General features: G+C 41.0%; 16 protein-coding genes, 1 tRNA gene, 1 other RNA gene and 4 pseudogenes. 19 read left to right on the top strand and 3 right to left on the bottom strand.

What is annotated here, in order from left to right; genetic code table 11:
• Positions 1 to 81: 81 nt before the first annotated feature.
• A tRNA-Asn gene (locus N8L90_RS08915) sits at positions 82 to 155 on the top strand.
• A gap of 77 nt (positions 156 to 232) precedes the next feature.
• Here N8L90_RS08915 and N8L90_RS08910 read toward each other — a convergent pair.
• Positions 233 to 522 (bottom strand): annotated as a pseudogene (locus N8L90_RS08910) (transposase family protein); the annotation flags it as partial.
• A gap of 355 nt (positions 523 to 877) precedes the next feature.
• Between N8L90_RS08910 and comW the strand changes: the two are divergent.
• From comW to N8L90_RS08835, 16 genes and pseudogenes are all read left to right on the top strand, one after another.
• Entirely contained in the window at positions 878 to 1,114 is a 237-nt protein-coding gene (comW, locus tag N8L90_RS08905) for a sigma(X)-activator ComW (RefSeq protein WP_049521810.1), read from the top strand.
• 230 nt (positions 1,115 to 1,344) lie between these two features.
• A complete protein-coding gene (locus N8L90_RS08900) occupies positions 1,345 to 2,631 on the top strand; it encodes an adenylosuccinate synthase (RefSeq protein ID WP_004237599.1) in 1,287 nt (428 codons plus the stop codon).
• Between the two features lie 199 nt (positions 2,632 to 2,830).
• On the top strand, positions 2,831 to 3,298 hold the full coding sequence (tadA, locus tag N8L90_RS08895; protein WP_261025141.1) for a tRNA adenosine(34) deaminase TadA: 468 nt from the start codon (positions 2,831 to 2,833) through the stop codon (positions 3,296 to 3,298).
• 32 nt (positions 3,299 to 3,330) lie between these two features.
• Positions 3,331 to 3,428: signal recognition particle sRNA small type (gene ffs, locus N8L90_RS08890), an RNA gene on the top strand.
• A gap of 56 nt (positions 3,429 to 3,484) precedes the next feature.
• On the top strand, positions 3,485 to 3,928 hold the full coding sequence (locus N8L90_RS08885; RefSeq protein WP_261025146.1) for a dUTP diphosphatase: 444 nt from the start codon (positions 3,485 to 3,487) through the stop codon (positions 3,926 to 3,928).
• On the top strand, positions 3,888 to 4,445 hold the full coding sequence (locus tag N8L90_RS08880; protein ID WP_261025140.1) for a histidine phosphatase family protein: 558 nt from the start codon (positions 3,888 to 3,890) through the stop codon (positions 4,443 to 4,445). Before N8L90_RS08885 ends, N8L90_RS08880 begins: the two co-directional genes overlap by 41 nt.
• Before the next feature lie 13 nt (positions 4,446 to 4,458).
• Complete coding sequence (gene radA / locus N8L90_RS08875) at positions 4,459 to 5,820, top strand: DNA repair protein RadA (protein WP_261025144.1); 1,362 nt, start codon at positions 4,459 to 4,461, stop codon at positions 5,818 to 5,820.
• 72 nt (positions 5,821 to 5,892) lie between these two features.
• Positions 5,893 to 6,390, top strand: coding sequence for a beta-class carbonic anhydrase (locus N8L90_RS08870; protein ID WP_084947171.1), 498 nt, complete (start codon positions 5,893 to 5,895; stop codon positions 6,388 to 6,390).
• Between the two features lie 24 nt (positions 6,391 to 6,414).
• Positions 6,415 to 7,230, top strand: coding sequence for a PrsW family intramembrane metalloprotease (locus N8L90_RS08865; RefSeq protein ID WP_261025137.1), 816 nt, complete (start codon positions 6,415 to 6,417; stop codon positions 7,228 to 7,230).
• A 145-nt stretch (positions 7,231 to 7,375) separates the two neighbouring features.
• Positions 7,376 to 8,344, top strand: a complete 969-nt coding sequence (locus N8L90_RS08860) for a ribose-phosphate diphosphokinase (RefSeq protein ID WP_000010158.1) — start codon at positions 7,376 to 7,378, stop codon at positions 8,342 to 8,344.
• Positions 8,345 to 8,462: 118 nt separating this feature from the next.
• A complete protein-coding gene (locus tag N8L90_RS08855) occupies positions 8,463 to 9,350 on the top strand; it encodes an Rpn family recombination-promoting nuclease/putative transposase (protein ID WP_153193736.1) in 888 nt (295 codons plus the stop codon).
• Between the two features lie 20 nt (positions 9,351 to 9,370).
• Positions 9,371 to 9,760, top strand: coding sequence for a flagellar assembly protein H domain protein (locus N8L90_RS08850; protein WP_398577023.1), 390 nt, complete (start codon positions 9,371 to 9,373; stop codon positions 9,758 to 9,760).
• Positions 9,761 to 10,137: 377 nt separating this feature from the next.
• Entirely contained in the window at positions 10,138 to 11,022 is an 885-nt protein-coding gene (locus N8L90_RS09595) for an alpha-2-macroglobulin (RefSeq protein ID WP_314725735.1), read from the top strand.
• 83 nt (positions 11,023 to 11,105) lie between these two features.
• Positions 11,106 to 11,639: pseudogene (locus N8L90_RS08840) on the top strand (PspC family transcriptional regulator); the annotation flags it as partial.
• Positions 11,637 to 11,876, top strand: a complete 240-nt coding sequence (locus N8L90_RS09655; protein WP_398577024.1) for a choline-binding protein D — start codon at positions 11,637 to 11,639, stop codon at positions 11,874 to 11,876. The pseudogene N8L90_RS08840 and the gene N8L90_RS09655, both read left to right, overlap by 3 nt.
• Before the next feature lie 66 nt (positions 11,877 to 11,942).
• Positions 11,943 to 12,086 (top strand): annotated as a pseudogene (locus N8L90_RS08835) (LPXTG cell wall anchor domain-containing protein); the annotation flags it as partial.
• Between the two features lie 140 nt (positions 12,087 to 12,226).
• Here N8L90_RS08835 and N8L90_RS08830 read toward each other — a convergent pair.
• A pseudogene (locus N8L90_RS08830) lies at positions 12,227 to 13,161 on the bottom strand (Rpn family recombination-promoting nuclease/putative transposase).
• A 147-nt stretch (positions 13,162 to 13,308) separates the two neighbouring features.
• On the opposite strand from N8L90_RS08830, the gene polA reads away from it, so the two are divergent.
• Complete coding sequence (polA, locus tag N8L90_RS08825) at positions 13,309 to 15,942, top strand: DNA polymerase I (protein ID WP_173276570.1); 2,634 nt, start codon at positions 13,309 to 13,311, stop codon at positions 15,940 to 15,942.
• Positions 15,943 to 16,026: 84 nt separating this feature from the next.
• Entirely contained in the window at positions 16,027 to 16,464 is a 438-nt protein-coding gene (locus N8L90_RS08820) for a CoA-binding protein (protein WP_001863803.1), read from the top strand.
• Between the two features lie 31 nt (positions 16,465 to 16,495).
• Here N8L90_RS08820 and N8L90_RS08815 read toward each other — a convergent pair whose 3' ends face one another.
• Positions 16,496 to 17,506: a YeiH family protein gene (locus N8L90_RS08815; protein ID WP_261025135.1), complete on the bottom strand. Its 1,011-nt coding sequence runs from the start codon at positions 17,504 to 17,506 to the stop codon at positions 16,496 to 16,498.
• Between the last annotated feature and the right edge of the window lie 244 nt (positions 17,507 to 17,750).

Below are 17,750 nucleotides of genomic sequence, written 5' to 3'. Positions count from 1 at the left end.
CGAACACAGAAGTTAAGCCCTAGAACGCCGGAAGTAGTTGGGGGTTGCCCCCTGTGAGATATGGAAGTCGCTTAGCTTTATTCCGCCATAGCTCAGTTGGTAGTAGCGCATGACTGTTAATCATGATGTCGTAGGTTCGAGTCCTACTGGCGGAGTAGTTAATTAAAGGAGGTTTTGACCTCTTTTTTTGTTATATAATTAATAATCTATCTCGCACCTAACGAAGCGAGATATTTTTCTTGACGATAGAAGTTTCAGACACCATCATTTTCGAGCATTGATAGCACTTAAAACGACGCTATCTAAGTAGAATTCTGGTAGGCATACCAGTCGTTTTGAGGTAAGGAATCTTAGAATGTTTTTGAAGGTCATATTTCTTCATTTAACTTCCGCAATCAGGGCAAGATGGGGCATCGTAGTCCAGTTTAGCGATAATTTCCTTACGTGTACCCCTATTGATGGTATCCATAATTTAGGGTCTGTAAGCTCTAGTAATTTTGTGATAAAGTGTAATTGTTCCATGAGATCCATAGAGGATTTACCCACTACAAATATTATATGAAGGTCGTGGGTTCGAGTCCTTCTTCCACAATAGAGAACCTTTTTTCTTTTTGATATTATTAAGGAATTTTATTTCTATTCAATCACTTCATAGTTTAGACTGAGCAATATTCAATGCTATTAAAACCGTACTGGATGATTTTTAGTGAGAGTAATAGTTTTTATGAATTGTTTATAGGAAATTTGTTTCTATTCTGTCCATCTTTCTCATCTTTTATATTGTTGAGGTTGGTATTTTAACAATTCAGGAATTATTAATGATTAATTAAAATTTTTTGTTAGAATAAGATCATAAAAAGTAAAGGAGTGTATGCTTATGCTACAAAATATTTATGATCAGATGACTGATTTCTATGACAGTATCGAAGAAGAGTATGCTACTTTCTTTGGTAATAGTTGGGACTGGGAACATTTTCATTTTAAATTTTTGATTTATTATTTAGTTAGATATGGCATTGGGTGTCGTAGAGATTTTATCGTTTACCATTATCGTGTTGCTTATCGTTTGTATCTTGAAAAATTGATAATGAAACAAGGTTTTGTTGCTTGTTGAGATAGTCTGAGTTAATTTCCGAACAAACTTACTTTTTTATGGCAATATAACAATAAATAGCTGGTAATTTTTCTAAAACATTTTTTAATAGTTGGAAATAGCAAATCTTTCTATTGTTTCTTCTTGATAAAAAGGCGATTTTTTCTTATAATAAATTGTAAGATATAATTGCAGGTGAGAGTCCTGCCATGTATGTGAGAAAGGAAGAGCCTGAGGGCTCAGACAAGATTATGACTTCAGTTGTTGTTGTAGGTACCCAATGGGGTGATGAAGGTAAAGGGAAGATTACAGACTTCCTTTCAGCGAATGCAGAAGTGATTGCACGTTACCAAGGTGGTGATAATGCAGGTCACACGATTGTGATTGATGGTAAGAAGTTTAAATTGCACTTGATTCCATCTGGAATTTTCTTCCCTGAAAAAATCTCTGTTATTGGGAATGGTATGGTTGTAAATCCTAAATCTCTTGTAAAAGAGTTGAGCTATCTTCATGAGGAGGGTGTGACAACTGATAACTTGCGTATTTCTGATCGCGCGCATGTTATTTTGCCTTATCATATCGAGTTAGACCGTTTGCAAGAAGAAGCTAAGGGCGACAATAAGATTGGGACTACAATCAAGGGAATTGGTCCAGCTTATATGGACAAGGCCGCTCGTGTTGGAATTCGTATCGCCGATCTTTTGGATAAAGATATTTTCCGTGAGCGTTTAGAACGTAACCTTGCTGAAAAGAATCGTCTTTTTGAAAAATTGTATGACAGTAAAGCGATTGATTTCGATGATATTTTTGAAGAATATTACGAATATGGTCAACAAATCAAGAAATATGTGACAGACACATCTGTCATTTTGAATGATGCGCTTGATAACGGTAAACGTGTGCTTTTTGAAGGTGCACAAGGAGTTATGCTAGATATCGACCAAGGTACTTATCCATTTGTTACGTCATCAAACCCTGTAGCTGGTGGTGTGACAATTGGTTCTGGTGTTGGTCCAAGTAAGATTGACAAGGTTGTAGGTGTATGTAAAGCCTATACGAGTCGTGTAGGAGACGGTCCTTTCCCAACTGAGTTGTTTGATGAAGTGGGAGAACGTATCCGTGAAGTAGGTCATGAATATGGTACAACAACTGGTCGTCCACGTCGTGTGGGTTGGTTTGACTCAGTTGTGATGCGTCATAGTCGTCGCGTTTCTGGTATTACTAATCTTTCATTGAACTCTATCGATGTTTTGAGTGGTTTAGATACAGTGAAAATCTGTGTGGCCTATGATCTTGATGGTCAACGTATTGACTACTATCCAGCTAGTCTTGAGCAATTGAAACGTTGCAAGCCTATCTATGAAGAGTTGCCAGGTTGGTCAGAAGATATTACTGGAGTTCGTAATTTGGAAGATCTTCCTGAGAATGCGCGTAACTATGTTCGTCGTGTGAGTGAATTGGTTGGAGTTCGTATTTCTACTTTCTCAGTAGGTCCTGGTCGTGAACAAACAAATATTTTAGAAAGTGTTTGGTCCTAAGAGATTTTTAAGATTTGTTTAAGATAGGTCGGGTATACTATAGACAGTTACAAGAAGACCTCCTAACTTGTTGTAACAAATATCCTAAACTTTTCTTTTTCATAATAATCTCCCTATAAAGTCACCGCATTCGGTGGCTTTTTTTGTCTTGGGATTCATGATATAATAATAAAATCGACAAGTAGAAAAAGGGAAATTGATGAATTATACAGTTGAAGAAAAAGAAAGCTTCATGAGAGAGGCATTGAAAGAGGCTGAGATTGCTCTTGAACACGATGAAATTCCAATTGGTTGTGTGATTGTCAAGGACGGAGAAATCATTGGCCATGGGCATAATGCGCGTGAGGAACTGCAGCTAGCGGTTATGCATGCGGAAATTATGGCCATAGAGAATGCGAATCTGAGTGAGGAGAGCTGGCGCTTGCTGGATTGCACGCTTTTTGTGACCATTGAGCCGTGTGTCATGTGTAGTGGTGCGATTGGACTCGCCCGTATTCCAAACGTGGTCTATGGGGCTAAAAACCAGAAATTTGGCGCTGCTGGGAGTTTGTACGATATCTTGACAGATGAGCGTCTCAATCATCGTGTGGAGGTTGAAACGGGAATTTTGGAAGATGAATGCGCAGCTATTATGCAGGACTTTTTTAGAAATAGACGGAAAAAATAATTTTGCTTTTAAAATGAATAGGAATGTGATATAATAAATAGTGGAGCAACAGTTCTGCGTGAAGCGGGTCAGGGGAGGAATCCAGCAGCCCTAAGCGATTTGAATTGTGTGCTCTTTTTTTCGTGCTTTTTCCGAATAAATAAGATAGAATAATCTAGAATAAATGATAATAGAAAAGAGAAGATGATGAAAATTCGTGGTTTTGAATTGGTTTCTAGTTTTACAGATGAAAATTTATTGCCCAAGCGTGAGACAGCGCATGCGGCTGGTTACGACTTAAAGGTTGCTGTGCGTACGGTTATTGCGCCAGGAGAGATTGTATTGGTTCCGACAGGGGTTAAGGCTTATATGCAGCCGACTGAGGTTCTTTACCTTTATGATCGCTCTTCAAATCCTCGTAAGAAGGGCTTGGTCTTGATTAACTCGGTTGGTGTCATTGATGGGGATTATTATGGAAATCCTGGAAATGAAGGGCATATTTTTGCGCAGATGAAGAATATCACAGACCAAGAAGTGATTCTCAAAGTTGGGGAACGTGTGGTCCAGGCTGTCTTTGCTCCTTTCTTAATTGCAGATGGAGATGCAGCTGATGGTGTGCGAACTGGTGGTTTTGGGTCAACTGGACACTAAGATGAAGATTATCTTTGTACGTCACGGGAAGCCAGATTACCGTGAGTTAGAGGAGCGTTCTTATACGGGTTTTGGGATAGATTTGGCGCCCTTGTCTGAGAAGGGACGGCAGCAAGCTCAGGAACTGAGCAAGAATCCTTTACTCTCCTCAGCTGAAATAATCGTATCTTCTGCAGTCACAAGAGCTTTAGAAACGGCTTCTTATGTAGTTTGTACTACGGGACTTCCTTTGAGAGTAGAGCCATTATTGCATGAATGGCAGGTCTATGAAAGTGGCACAGATAATTTTGAAAAAGCTCGTACTATGTTTCTAGAAAATAAGGGGGAATTACTTCCTAATAGTCCTATTCAATATGAGACAGCTGCGGAGATGAAGTCTCGGTTTCTAGAATGTATGTCTAAGTATCGAGAACATCAGACTGTGGTAGTTGTTGCTCATCGAATGCTCATGCGCCAGTTTGTGCCAAATGAGAAGATTGATTTTTGCCAAGTGATTGAGTGTGAGTTAGAGATATAGAAAGAGGTTTATTATCGCAAAGAAAAAAGCGACATTTGTATGTCAAAATTGTGGGTATAATTCCCCTAAATATCTAGGACGTTGTCCCAACTGTGGGTCTTGGTCTTCTTTTGTAGAAGAGGTTGAGGTTGCCGAGGTAAAGAATGCGCGTGTGTCCTTGACAGGTGAGAAAACCAAGCCCATGAAACTGGCTGAGGTGACTTCAATCAATGTCAATCGAACCAAGACGGAGATGGAGGAATTCAACCGTGTACTTGGAGGCGGAGTGGTACCGGGAAGTCTCGTCCTAATCGGTGGGGATCCTGGAATCGGGAAATCAACGCTTCTCCTACAAGTCTCAACCCAGTTGTCCCAAGTGGGAACGGTTCTCTACGTCAGTGGGGAGGAGTCTGCCCAGCAGATTAAACTACGTGCAGAGCGTTTGGGTGATATTGATAGCGAGTTTTATCTCTATGCAGAGACCAATATGCAGAGTGTTCGAGCTGAGGTGGAGCGCATCCAACCAGACTTCCTCATTATTGACTCCATTCAGACCATTATGTCTCCTGAGATTTCAGGGGTGCAGGGATCTGTTTCTCAAGTGCGTGAGGTGACGGCTGAGCTTATGCAACTGGCCAAGACCAATAACATTGCCATCTTTATCGTAGGGCATGTGACCAAGGAAGGAACCTTGGCTGGGCCTCGTATGTTGGAGCATATGGTGGATACGGTGCTTTACTTTGAAGGGGAGCGTCACCATACCTTCCGTATTCTGAGAGCGGTCAAAAACCGTTTTGGCTCCACTAATGAGATTGGGATTTTTGAGATGCAGTCGGGCGGATTAGTTGAGGTACTCAATCCGAGTCAAGTTTTCCTAGAAGAGCGTTTGGATGGAGCAACTGGTTCATCAATCGTTGTGACCATGGAAGGGACACGTCCGATTTTGGCGGAGGTTCAGGCTTTGGTGACACCGACCATGTTTGGAAATGCCAAGCGTACTACGACAGGACTTGATTTTAATCGTGCTAGCTTGATTATGGCTGTTTTAGAAAAACGGGCAGGTCTTCTCTTGCAAAATCAGGACGCCTATCTTAAATCTGCTGGCGGTGTCAAATTGGATGAACCTGCCATTGACTTGGCCGTTGCGGTTTCCATTGCTTCGAGTTATAAAGACAAGCCAACCAACCCTCAGGAATGTTTTGTGGGAGAGTTAGGCTTGACTGGAGAGATTCGGCGTGTGAATCGTATCGAGCAGCGCATCAATGAAGCTGCTAAACTGGGTTTTACTAAGATTTATGTACCCAAGAATTCCTTGACAGGAATCACTCCGCCCAAGGAAATTCAGGTCATTGGCGTAACAACGATTCAGGAAGTTTTGAAAAAGGTCTTTGCATAATCCGTGACAAATCCTCTTAAAAATGATAAGATAGGAGAAATATTTGACTATCAAATTTTTGAGGAGGGAATCGTGTCGTATTTTGAACAGTTTATGCAAGCCAATCAGGCTTATGTTGCCCTACATGGGCAGTTAAATCTGCCACTTAAACCTAAAACTAGAGTAGCCATTGTGACCTGTATGGACTCACGTCTGCACGTTGCGCAAGCTCTAGGTTTGGCACTTGGGGATGCTCATATCTTGCGGAATGCAGGTGGCCGAGTGACTGAGGACATGATTCGTTCGCTGGTTATTTCCCAGCAACAAATGGGGACAAGAGAGATTGTGGTATTGCATCATACAGACTGTGGTGCTCAGACTTTTGAAAATGGCTCTTTTCAGGAGTATTTGAAGGAAGAATTGGGTGTCGATGTGTCAGACCAGGACTTCTTGCCCTTCCAAGATATAGAGGAGAGTGTGCGAGAGGATATGAAACTGCTTATCGAGTCTCCCCTAATACCAGACGATGTCATTATCTCTGGTGCCATTTATGATGTAGATACAGGAAGTATGACAGTAGTAGAATTATAAATACTTTATTTAGAAAGAAAGTGTATGAAGAAAAACAGTATTTTATTTATTTTTATCTTATTGCTATGTATTGGTTTGCAGTATGAGACTATCTACTATACAGATGGTTCGATGTCAGGTTCGGAATATGGACTAATGGGAGTTTCTATCTTTCTAGCTCTCTTTTACATGATTCCAGCTCTTTATTTCCTTTTCCGTATTGGGAAAAAATGGGAATTGCCAAAGAACGCCTTGAGCTTGTCTTTATTGGGTGGGATGTTCCTTTCGGGTTGGTTATCTAGCTTTGCTAATACCTATATCCATGATTTACTGGGTGTGCTTTTCCCAGATAGTGTATTTTTAAATGCCTTTGAAAGTGCTATTGTGGCTCCTTTGGTAGAAGAGCCGTTGAAATTGTTGCCACTTGTCTTTATTTTGGCTTTGGTTCCTGTGCGAAAATTAAAATCTTTGTTTTTACTAGGAATTGCTTCTGGTTTGGGATTCCAAATGATTGAGGATATTGGCTATATTCGTACGGATTTGCCAGAGGGCTTTGACTTTACTATTTCGAGAATTTTAGAGCGTATCATCTCAGGAATTGCCTCTCACTGGACTTTTTCAGGTCTGGCTGTAGTAGGTGTTTACTTGCTTTATAGATCCTATAAAGGACAGAAGGATGGCAAGAAAGAGGGGCTTATTTTCCTAGGTTTAGCCTTGGGAACTCACTTCTTGTTTAACTCTCCTTTTGTGGAGTTGGAGACAGAGTTGCCATTAGCGATTCCAGTGGTTACAGTTATTACACTCTATGGTTTTTATCAGGCTTATCGCTTTGTTGAGAAGCACAATGAGTTGATGAACTAGAATATTTCTCAAAAGACTGATGGCAAGGGTACAAATATGGTGCCCTTCTTTTATTTTTGATTGAAAAATAGTGCAAAAAGCGCTACAATGGTAGATGGAAAATCTTGTGAAAAGCACAAGTGATACATATATACCGGAGGAAATCATGTCTTTTTCTGATTTAAAGCTGTTTGCCCTTTCTTCTAATAAAGAATTGGCAGAACGTGTGGCGCAGGAGATTGGGATAGAGTTGGGGAAATCAAGTGTTCGCCAATTTTCAGATGGAGAGATTCAGGTCAATATCGAAGAATCAATCCGTGGGAAACACGTCTTTATCCTACAATCAACTAGTTCGCCTGTAAATGACAATCTGCTTGAAATTTTGATTATGGTGGATGCTTTGAAGCGTGCGAGTGCAGAATCTGTCAATGTTGTCATGCCTTACTATGGGTATGCACGTCAGGATAGAAAGGCGAGAGCGCGTGAGCCAATCACTTCAAAACTTGTCGCAAATATGCTTGAAGTAGCTGGAGTGGATCGTTTATTGACAATCGACTTGCATGCTGCGCAGATTCAAGGATTCTTTGATATTCCTGTGGATCACTTGATGGGTGCTCCTCTGATTGCGGATTATTTTGAGCGTCGTGGTATGGTTGGTTCTGACTATGTGGTTGTCAGCCCAGACCATGGAGGGGTAACTCGTGCTCGTAAGTTGGCAGAATTTTTGAAAACATCTATTGCTATCATTGACAAACGTCGTAGCGTTGATAAGATGAATACTAGTGAAGTTATGAACATCATCGGTAAGGTTGAAGGTAAGACTTGTATCTTGATTGATGATATGATTGATACTGCTGGAACGATTTGTCATGCGGCAGATGCCCTTGCAGAAGCTGGTGCTGTTGAAGTCTATGCAAGCTGTACGCACCCAGTTCTTTCTGGCCCTGCTATGGACAATATCCAAAAATCAGCTATCAAGAAATTGGTTGTTTTGGATACTATCTATCTGCCAGAAGAGCGTTTGATTGATAAGATTGAGCAGATTTCGATTGCTCATCTACTGGGTGATGCTATCGTCCGTATCCATGAAAAACGCCCACTTTCTCCACTTTTCAGTATTGAGAAAAAGATTTAATGACCAAGCCTGAGATAATTCTCAGGTTTTTTTCGTCTCTTTTCCGAATAAATAGATAGAGTCAGTGAATCTAGCAAACCTAGATTTAAAACTGTGGTATAATAAAAGGAGGAAAAGGATGATTCTAAGACATCCGGGCATCAGCCCAACCAATGACTTGGTTGCTAAGAAAATTTTCAGCAATCCAGAAATCACTTGTCAATTTATTCGCGATATGTTGGATTTACCAGCCAAAAATGTGACCATTTTGGAGGGGAGCAATATTCACGTCTTACCTCCCCTACCTTACTCAGCTCAGGATTTTTACACTAGTATAGATGTCTTGGCGGAGTTGGATAATGGTACGCAAGTTATTATTGAGATTCAAGTTCATCATCAGAATTTTTTCATCAATCGCCTGTGGGCTTACTTGTGCAGTCAGGTCAATCAAAACCTAGAAAAAATTCGTCAACGAGAAGGTGATACTCATCAGAGTTACAAGCATATCGCACCTGTATATGCTATCGCTATTGTGGCTAGTAATTACTTTCAGGATGATCAAGCTTTTCATAGTTTTAGCATGCGAGAGGATACGACAGGTGAGGTCTTAACTATCACAAATAATGGACAAGAAAACCACCTAGTCAAGATGGCGTTCTTGGAATTAAAAAAATATAGAGAAACCAGCAAAGATAGCATTCGCAAACCATGGTTGGAGTTTTTTGGGAATAAACTCTTTACCCAGCAACCTGAGCGAGCCATCAGCCAGGCAGATCAACTGCTGGACTACAAGAGCTGGTCCGAGGAGGACAGGAAGATGTTTAGTCAACTACGTATGCGCGAAGAACAAGCCTTGTTGGCACAGGACTATGCCTTGGAAACTGCTAGGGCGGAAGGTATTGAACAAGGTTTAGAGCGTGGGAAGCTCTTTGCTTTCCTAGATATGGTCCGCCAAGGTCTTCTGACATCTGAGGTAGCTAGCCAGCAATTGGGCATGACAGTCGCTGAGTTTGAGGCGTTGTTGTAAGACTAGCACTAATAGTCAAGATGGCATTCTTGGAACTAAAAAAATACAGAGAAACCAGCAAAGATAGCGTTCGCAAACCGTGGCTGGAGTTTTTCGGGAATAAGCCCTTTACCCAGCAACCCGAGCGAGCCATCAGCCAAGCAGACCAACTGCTAGACTACAAGAGCTGGTCCGAGGAGGACAGGAAGATGTTTAGCCAACTACGTATGCGAGAAGAACAAGCCTTGTTAGCACAGGACTATGCCTTGGAAACAGCTAGGGCGGAAGGTATCGAACAAGGTCTTGAACAAGGTTTAGAACGTGGGAAACTCTTTGCCTTCCTGGATATGGTCCGACAAGGTCTCCTGACTTCTGAAGTTGCCAGCCAGCAATTGGGCATGTCAGTAGCTGAGTTTGAGGCTTTACTGTGAGTTCGATCTTTCATCTAATAGTAGGAAGTTGATGAAATGGCAAGTGTTATCCAAATACTTGCCGTTTTTACTTGACTTTTAAAAGGGTTTGTAAGATAATACCAAGGAAGTAAGTTCTGTCTAACTATCTATATAGTTTAGATATAAAAGATATCATCTGAGGGATGAGTATTTGCGAAATGTCAACTTGGAGGCTAGAGTATTTCAGGGGGAATTTTCTCGCGAATTAGTTTTCTTCTCCTTTTTTCGAAGAAATAGGTAAAAAGTTTAAAAAACATAAGAAAACTCTTGACAAATCCTGCAAATATTTATATACTGTATGGTAGTAAGATAGTCTTACGAAAAATAATATAATGAAAAATAAAGGAGATAAAACGATGAAAAAAGTTTTATTGACAAGCGCAGCAGCACTTGCTGTATTTACAGTTGCACCTGTTTTTGCAAATGGTGAAAACCCAGCTTCAACTAACCAATTGCTTCAAAAGAAATATATTTCTGAACGTGATATTGCTGAAGAAGCTAACCGTCAAGTAGCAGCGCATGATGGTGAAATCCGTGTTGAAGCAGAACGTCAATTTGCTCAACAAGGTGGTCAAACAGTTAAAGCAGCAGAAGAAGCATTGAAAGCATTCTTGGACTCAGGATATTATGGTCATGATTTTTCAGATAAGAAAGCAGCATTAGAAGCAAACGTTGCCGCAGCAAAATCAAACCAAAAATTTGAAGATATCTACAACACAGTGAAAAGTCGCTATGTTGAAAAATTGCAAGAACAATATCGTAAAAGTGCAAAAGATGCAGGTAAATACTTTGCTAATGCAGTAGAAGATAATAAACAAAACAATACTCGCATCAATGAAGACCAAGCTAACCAAGGTACTAAAGCTAACCAAGCTTCTACAGGATGGGTTAAAGATGCTAAAGGTCAATGGAGCTATGTCCTTGATGAAAAAGGAACAAAAGCTACTAGCTGGAAACAAATTGATGGTAAATGGTACTTCTTTAACGCTGAAGGCGTAATGCAAAAATGGTGGGTTAAAGATGGTAACACTTGGTACTACCTAAACGGTTCAGGTGAAATGCAAACAGGTTGGTTGCTTGACGGTGGTAAATGGTACTTCCTTGAAGCATCAGGTGCTATGAAAGCTAGCCAATGGTTCCAAGTAAAAGACAAATGGTACCACGTTGACGGTTCAGGTGCATTGTCAGTAAACACTACTGTAAATGGTTACACTGTAAACGGAAACGGTGAATGGGTTTAATTTTAAATAATTGAATCATAACAGGAGAGAAATCTCCTGTTTTTTTGACTTTAAACAATGGTAGTGGGTTGAGTTTTGTCTATATGACTGGATGGCAAAAAATTGATTGTAAGACCTACTACTTTGAAACTGAAGGCTTCAAACAGTTGGAATTGGTAAAAGTTGCTGATAAAACTTATTATTTTGTTGAAAACGGTGAGAAGAAAATTGGATTTATCAAAACAGAAGAAAAAACTTACTATCTAAAAGATGGTGTTCTGACACCCAATATTGTTGTAATTGATGGTAAAAAATTCTTCATTGATAATGAAGGAAACCGATCTGTTGGATGGAAGAAAATTGACGGTGACTGGTATTATTTCTCTAAAGAAGATGGAATGAAGACAGGTTGGCTGAAAGATGGTTCATGGTATTACTTGGATGAAACTGGTGTGATGAGAACTGGTTGGAAACAAGTTGATGGCAATTGGTATTATTTAAACGATTTAGGTGCCATGCAAACTGGTTGGAAACTTATAAATGGTAGTTGGTACCATCTCGACAGTTTAGGTAAAATGAGTACTAGATGGATAAAAGAAAATGGTACATGGTATTATCTAGATGGCTCAGGTGCTATGCAGACAGGTTGGAAACTTGTAGATGGTAAGTGGTATTATCTTAATAATTCAGGTGCCATGAAAACTGGCTGGTTGAAACAAGGTGGTACATGGTATTATCTTGATGGTTCAGGCGCTATGAAGACTGGCTGGTTCAAAGTAGATGGTAAGTGGTACTATGCTTATAGCTCAGGTGCCCTTGCTGTTAGCACTACAATCAATGGTTACACAGTAAATGCAAACGGTGAGTGGGTGTAGTTTGAATTTATTTATGTCACTAGGAAATTTTTAGCTTAGTTTTTTATAGCAGATACTTGCTGATATAATACTTATCAAGCTTAAGCTGCAAAAATAGAAGATAAGAAAGAACTTCCAAATACTGGTGGTAAAGATAATGTTGCAATTGCATCATTAGGATTCCTAGGATTACTCCTTGGTGCCCTTCCATTTCTGAAACGCAAAAACTAATTAGTTGAAGATATAAAAGAGAAGGATTTATGACCTTCTCTTTTTGTGATATGGACTATAGTGAGAGTTCTATTGAAAAGAAGAAAAAAGTGAACAAAACGATGTTTCAGCGTTGTTCACTTTTATGTTATTCTATAAACTTACAATAGTTCTTCAAATTCAGAGACAGTTATTTCCAACTGCTCACTCGCAACCTCTGAAGTCAGAAGGCCTTGACGGACTAGATTTAATAGCATAGACAAACTTCCTTCAACTTTCCCACGTTCTAAACCTTTTTCAATCCCTTCCGCTCGTCCTCGTTCCAGTCTTGTTCAATCCCCTCCGCCCTAGCAGTTTCCAAGGCATAGTCCTGCGCTAACAAAGCTTGTTCTTCACGCATACGTAGTTGACTAAACATTTTCCTGTCCTCCTCGGACCAGCTCTTGTAGTCCAGCAGTTGGTCTGCCTGGCTGATGGCTCGCTCGGGGCGCTGGGTAAAGGGTTTGTTCCCGAAAAACTCCAACCATGGCTTGCGAACCTTGTCTTTGCTGGTTTCTCTATATTTTTTTAATTCCAAGAACGCCATCTTGACTAGATGGTGTTCCTGTCCATTGTTTGTGATGGTTAAGACCTCACCTGTCGTGTCCTCTCGCATGCTAAAGCTATGAAAAGCTAGGTCATCTGAGAAATAATTGCTATCCACAATAGCGATTGCGTAAACTGGTGCGATGTGTTTGTAACTCTGATGAGTATTGCCCTCTTGCTGGCGAATTTTCTCTAGGTTTTGATTGACCTGGCTGCATAAGTAAGCCCACAAACGATTGATGAAAAAATTTTGATGATGAACTTGGATTTCGATAATAACCTGCGTGCTATTGTCCAACTCTGCCAAGACGTCTATACTGGTATAGAAATCCTGTGCCGAGTACGGCATAGAAGGCAAGACATGAATGTTACTTCCCTCCAAAATGGTTACATTTTTGGCTGGTAAATCCAACATATCGCGGATAAATTGACAAGTGATTTCTGGATTGCTAAAGATTTTCTTAGCTACCAAGTCATTAGTCGGGCTGATGCCCGGATGACGTACAGTCATATTTCTTCTCCTTTCATTATAGCACATTTTTAAATCTAGGTTTACTAGATTCTCTGGCTCTATCTATTTATTCGGAAAAAGTTTGAAAAATAATTGCTCTAGCTCTTTCCAATGGTATTTTTCCCTGCTTTCCTTTATAATGGGTGTATGGATAAGAAAAAATTATTATTGATTGATGGGTCTTCTGTTGCTTTTCGGGCGTTTTTTGCGCTCTATCAGCAGTTGGACCGTTTTAAGAATGCGGCTGGTTTGCATACCAATGCGATTTATGGCTTTCAGTTGATGTTGAGCCATTTATTGGAGCGGGTGGAGCCCAGTCATATTTTGGTGGCTTTTGATGCGGGAAAGACGACCTTCCGTACAGAGATGTATGCGGACTATAAGGGTGGTCGGGCTAAGACTCCTGATGAGTTTCGTGAGCAATTTCCTTTCATTCGTGAGTTACTGGATCATATGGGGATTCGTCACTATGAGTTGGCTCAGTATGAAGCTGATGATATCATTGGGACACTAGATAAACTAGCTGAGCAGGATGGTTTTGATATTACCATTGTCAGTGGGGATAAGGACTTGATTCAGCTGACGGATGAGCATACGGTGGTTGAGATTTCCAAGAAAGGTGTGGCTGAGTTTGAGGCCTTTACGCCAGATTATCTCATGGAAAAGATGGGCATTACACCGACGCAGTTTATCGATCTCAAGGCGCTCATGGGTGATAAGTCGGATAATATCCCTGGAGTAACCAAAATTGGTGAAAAGACGGGTATCAAGCTCTTGCTGGAGCATGGTTCGCTTGAGGGAATTTATGAAAATATCGATGGGATGAAGGCTTCTAAGATGAAGGAAAATCTCATCAATGATAAGGAACAGGCTTTTTTGTCTAAAACACTGGCGACCATTGATACCAAAGCACCGATTGAGATTGGTTTAGAGGATTTGGTCTATAGTGGTCCAGATGTGGAAAATCTTGGAAAATTCTACGATGAGATGGGATTCAAACAGCTCAAACAGGCATTAAATGTGTCGTCAGCTGATGTGGCTGAAAGTTTGGACTTTACTATCGTTGATCAAGTCAGTCAAGATATGCTGAGTGAAGAGTCTATCTTCCATTTTGAGCTTTTTGGTGAAAATTATCATACGGATGATTTGGTTGGTTTTGCTTGGTCTTGTGGGGATAAGATCTATGCTACAGACAAGCTTGAGCTTTTGCAAGAGCCTATTTTTAAGGATTTTCTAGAAAAAACACCTCTGAGAGTTTATGACTTTAAGAAGGCTAAAGTTCTCTTGAATCGTTTGGGTATTGATTTGCAGGCGCCTGCTTTTGACAGCCGTTTGGCTAAATATCTCCTTTCGACTGTGGAGGACAATGAAATTGCGACTATTGCTAGTCTTTATAGTCAGACTTATTTGGTTGATGATGAGACCTTCTATGGTAAGGGTGTCAAGAAGGCCATTCCTGAACGTGAGAAATTCTTGGAACACTTAGCTCGTAAGCTTGCAATTTTGGTTGAGACTGAGCCTGTTTTACTTGAAAAACTCAGTGAAAATGGGCAATTAGAGCTTCTTTATGATATAGAGCAACCTCTGGCTTTTGTCCTTGCCAAGATGGAAATAGCTGGGATTAAGGTCAAGAAAGAGACCTTGCTTGAGATGCAGACTGAAAATGAGTTTGTCATTGAAAAACTCACTCAAGAGATTTATGAACTGGCTGGTGAGGAGTTTAATATCAATTCGCCTAAGCAGTTGGGCGTGCTTCTCTTTGAAAAATTGGGACTTCCTCTAGAATACACTAAGAAAACCAAGACAGGTTATTCGACAGCGGTGGATGTGTTGGAACGTTTGGCTCCTATTGCTCCGATTGTTAAGAAAATTCTAGACTACCGTCAGATTGCCAAGATTCAATCGACTTATGTGATTGGCTTGCAGGACTGGATTTTGGCTGATGGTAAGATTCATACTCGCTATGTGCAGGATTTGACCCAGACTGGGCGTTTGTCTAGTGTGGATCCAAACTTGCAAAATATCCCTGTGCGTTTGGAGCAAGGCCGTCTCATTCGTAAGGCCTTTGTGCCTGAGTGGGAGGATAGTGTGCTGCTCAGCTCCGACTATTCTCAGATTGAATTGCGTGTTTTGGCGCATATTTCTAAGGATGAGCACTTGATCAAGGCTTTCCAAGAGGGGGCAGATATCCATACTTCGACAGCCATGCGGGTCTTTGGCATTGAACGTCCTGAGGATGTGACTGCAAACGACCGTCGCAATGCCAAGGCGGTTAATTTTGGAGTGGTTTATGGAATTTCAGACTTTGGCTTGTCTAATAATCTGGGCATCAGCCGTAAGGAGGCCAAAGCCTACATTGATACCTACTTTGAACGCTTCCCAGGTATTAAAAACTACATGGATGAAGTGGTGCGGGAGGCGCGTGATAAGGGCTATGTAGAGACCCTCTTCAAGCGTCGTCGTGAGTTGCCAGATATCAATTCGCGCAACTTTAACATTCGTGGTTTTGCAGAGCGGACAGCTATCAACTCTCCTATCCAGGGGTCGGCGGCAGATATTCTCAAGATTGCTATGATTCAGCTGGATAAAGCCTTGGTTGCAGGTGGTTATCAGACTAAGATGCTGTTACAAGTGCACGATGAAATCGTCCTTGAAGTTCCTAAATCTGAATTGGCAGAGATGAAAAAATTGGTCAAACAAACTATGGAAGAAGCCATTCAACTCAGTGTTCCCCTCATCGCAGATGAAAATGAAGGGGCAACCTGGTACGAGGCTAAATAAAAAGGGGGCTAGTCCTCCTTTTTTGTAGTAGAATTATGCAAGCCTTTTCAAAATGTGCTATACTGATGAAAAAGGAGGATTTCTATGAGTCAAGAATTTATCAATCCAAGTGATGGTGTGATTCGTCAGTATCTCGCAACGAGTAAAACCCTTGCTGTAGTGGGTTTATCAGACCGCGAGGAAACAACTAGCAATCGAGTGACCAAGGAAATGCAGGCTCGGGGTTATAAAATCATCCCAGTCAATCCCAAGGCGGCAGGTGGTGAAATATTGGGTGAAAAGGCTTATGCTAGCCTCGCTGAGATTCCTTTTCCTGTAGATATTGTCAATGTTTACCGGCGCAGCGAGTTTTTGCCTGATGTGGCGCATGATTTTCTCAAGGCTGATGCCAAGATTTTTTGGGCACAGTTAGGACTTGAAAGTCTAGAAGCGGAAGAAATCTTGCGTGCTGGTGGATGTGATGATATCGTGATGAATCGTTGCATCAAGAGAGAACATACACGCTTGATTGAGGAAGCATAAGAAAAAGGTAGCTGGTGGGCTACCTTTTGTATTAGAAAATGCCGATAAGGGCCTGCATACCAAGACTAGTGAGGATGATGGCAATCCAGCAAATAGCTCCGAGAACAATGGATTTTCCACTGGATTTGACCATAGCTACTAAATTGGTTTTGAGACCGATAGCACTCATGGCTATGATAATAAGGAATTTAGAGAGTTGTTTGAGAGGGGTAAAGAAATTACTGGACACACCGAGAGAGGTGAGTAGTGTAGTGAGGAGAGAGGCAAGGATGAAGTAAAGGATAAAAAGTGGGAAGACTTTTTTCAGTTGCAATCCTTGCTTATTTTTTTGCTCGCGACTTTGCCAGTAGGAGAGAAAGAGAGTGATGGGGATAATAGCTAGGGTGCGTGTGAGTTTGACAATGGTTGCGGATTCGAGGGTATTAGTCTGGTAGAGACTGTCCCAGGCGCTGGCGGTAGCCGTTACAGAGGAAGTATCATTGACCGCAGTTCCTGCAAAGAGGGCGAAGCCTTCATTGGATAGATGAAGCCAGGTACCTAGCGTTGGAAAGATGAGCGCAGCCAAGACATTGAAGAAAAAGATAACGGAGATAGCTTGGGCTACTTCCTTTTCCTTGGCATGGATAACGGGCGCTGTCGCTGCAATGGCAGAGCCCCCACAGATCGAAGACCCTACTCCAATCAAGGTAGCCAGTTTTGTATCCAGTGCAAAGAAGCGTTGGAAGAGGTAGGCAACAATCAAGGCTATTGAAATGGTGGAAAGGATGACAGGGAGTGAAGATTGTCCGACTGCGAAGACTTGCGAGATATTGAGACCAAAACCAAGCAAGATAACGGCATACTGGAGCAATTTTTTAGAACTAAAGGTCAATCCCGCATCCAGTTGTTTATAAGACGAGAGAAAGGGATGTAGGAGCATGCCTATGAAAATGGCAAAAACAGGCGCGCCAATAACAGGGAAGAATCCTCCTAAGTACCAAGATAGAATGGAAATGAGAAGGCAGGCCAAGATGCCTGCTCCATTTTTTGATAGAAATGACATAAAAACCTCCAAATAGAATCTGTTACCATTATAGACCTGTAGAGAGGAAAAGTAAAATAGAAAGTGGAGCTAACAAATATTTGACAAGTAGTGCTAATTATGTAATAATAATCCTACAAGAACTGTAACGAAGTCTTGGCAAAAACAAAAATACCAGAGCTCCACCTCGAGTCTACTGAAAAAGTCATCAAATTGATGGCTTTTTTGTTATACTAGAGATGAGGTGAGATGATGCTTGATAATC

The sequence above is a fragment of the Streptococcus mitis genome (genome assembly GCF_946190115.1).
GTDB lineage: Bacteria > Bacillota > Bacilli > Lactobacillales > Streptococcaceae > Streptococcus > Streptococcus mitis_CO.
Note: the sequence above shows the minus strand (reverse complement) of the source record. Positions and strands in the feature narration are given on the sequence as shown.

Coding starts and splice junctions, on each gene's coding strand:
- comW (WP_049521810.1), top strand. CDS start 878: ATGCTACAAAATATTTATGATCAGATGACTGATTTCTATGACAGTATC.
- N8L90_RS08900 (WP_004237599.1), top strand. CDS start 1,345: ATGACTTCAGTTGTTGTTGTAGGTACCCAATGGGGTGATGAAGGTAAA.
- tadA (WP_261025141.1), top strand. CDS start 2,831: ATGAATTATACAGTTGAAGAAAAAGAAAGCTTCATGAGAGAGGCATTG.
- N8L90_RS08885 (WP_261025146.1), top strand. CDS start 3,485: ATGAAAATTCGTGGTTTTGAATTGGTTTCTAGTTTTACAGATGAAAAT.
- N8L90_RS08880 (WP_261025140.1), top strand. CDS start 3,888: ATGGTGTGCGAACTGGTGGTTTTGGGTCAACTGGACACTAAGATGAAG.
- N8L90_RS08865 (WP_261025137.1), top strand. CDS start 6,415: ATGAAGAAAAACAGTATTTTATTTATTTTTATCTTATTGCTATGTATT.
- N8L90_RS08860 (WP_000010158.1), top strand. CDS start 7,376: ATGTCTTTTTCTGATTTAAAGCTGTTTGCCCTTTCTTCTAATAAAGAA.
- N8L90_RS08855 (WP_153193736.1), top strand. CDS start 8,463: ATGATTCTAAGACATCCGGGCATCAGCCCAACCAATGACTTGGTTGCT.
- N8L90_RS08850 (WP_398577023.1), top strand. CDS start 9,371: ATGGCATTCTTGGAACTAAAAAAATACAGAGAAACCAGCAAAGATAGC.
- N8L90_RS09595 (WP_314725735.1), top strand. CDS start 10,138: ATGAAAAAAGTTTTATTGACAAGCGCAGCAGCACTTGCTGTATTTACA.
- N8L90_RS09655 (WP_398577024.1), top strand. CDS start 11,637: ATGCAGACAGGTTGGAAACTTGTAGATGGTAAGTGGTATTATCTTAAT.
- polA (WP_173276570.1), top strand. CDS start 13,309: ATGGATAAGAAAAAATTATTATTGATTGATGGGTCTTCTGTTGCTTTT.
- N8L90_RS08820 (WP_001863803.1), top strand. CDS start 16,027: ATGAGTCAAGAATTTATCAATCCAAGTGATGGTGTGATTCGTCAGTAT.
- N8L90_RS08815 (WP_261025135.1), bottom strand. CDS start 17,506: ATGTCATTTCTATCAAAAAATGGAGCAGGCATCTTGGCCTGCCTTCTC.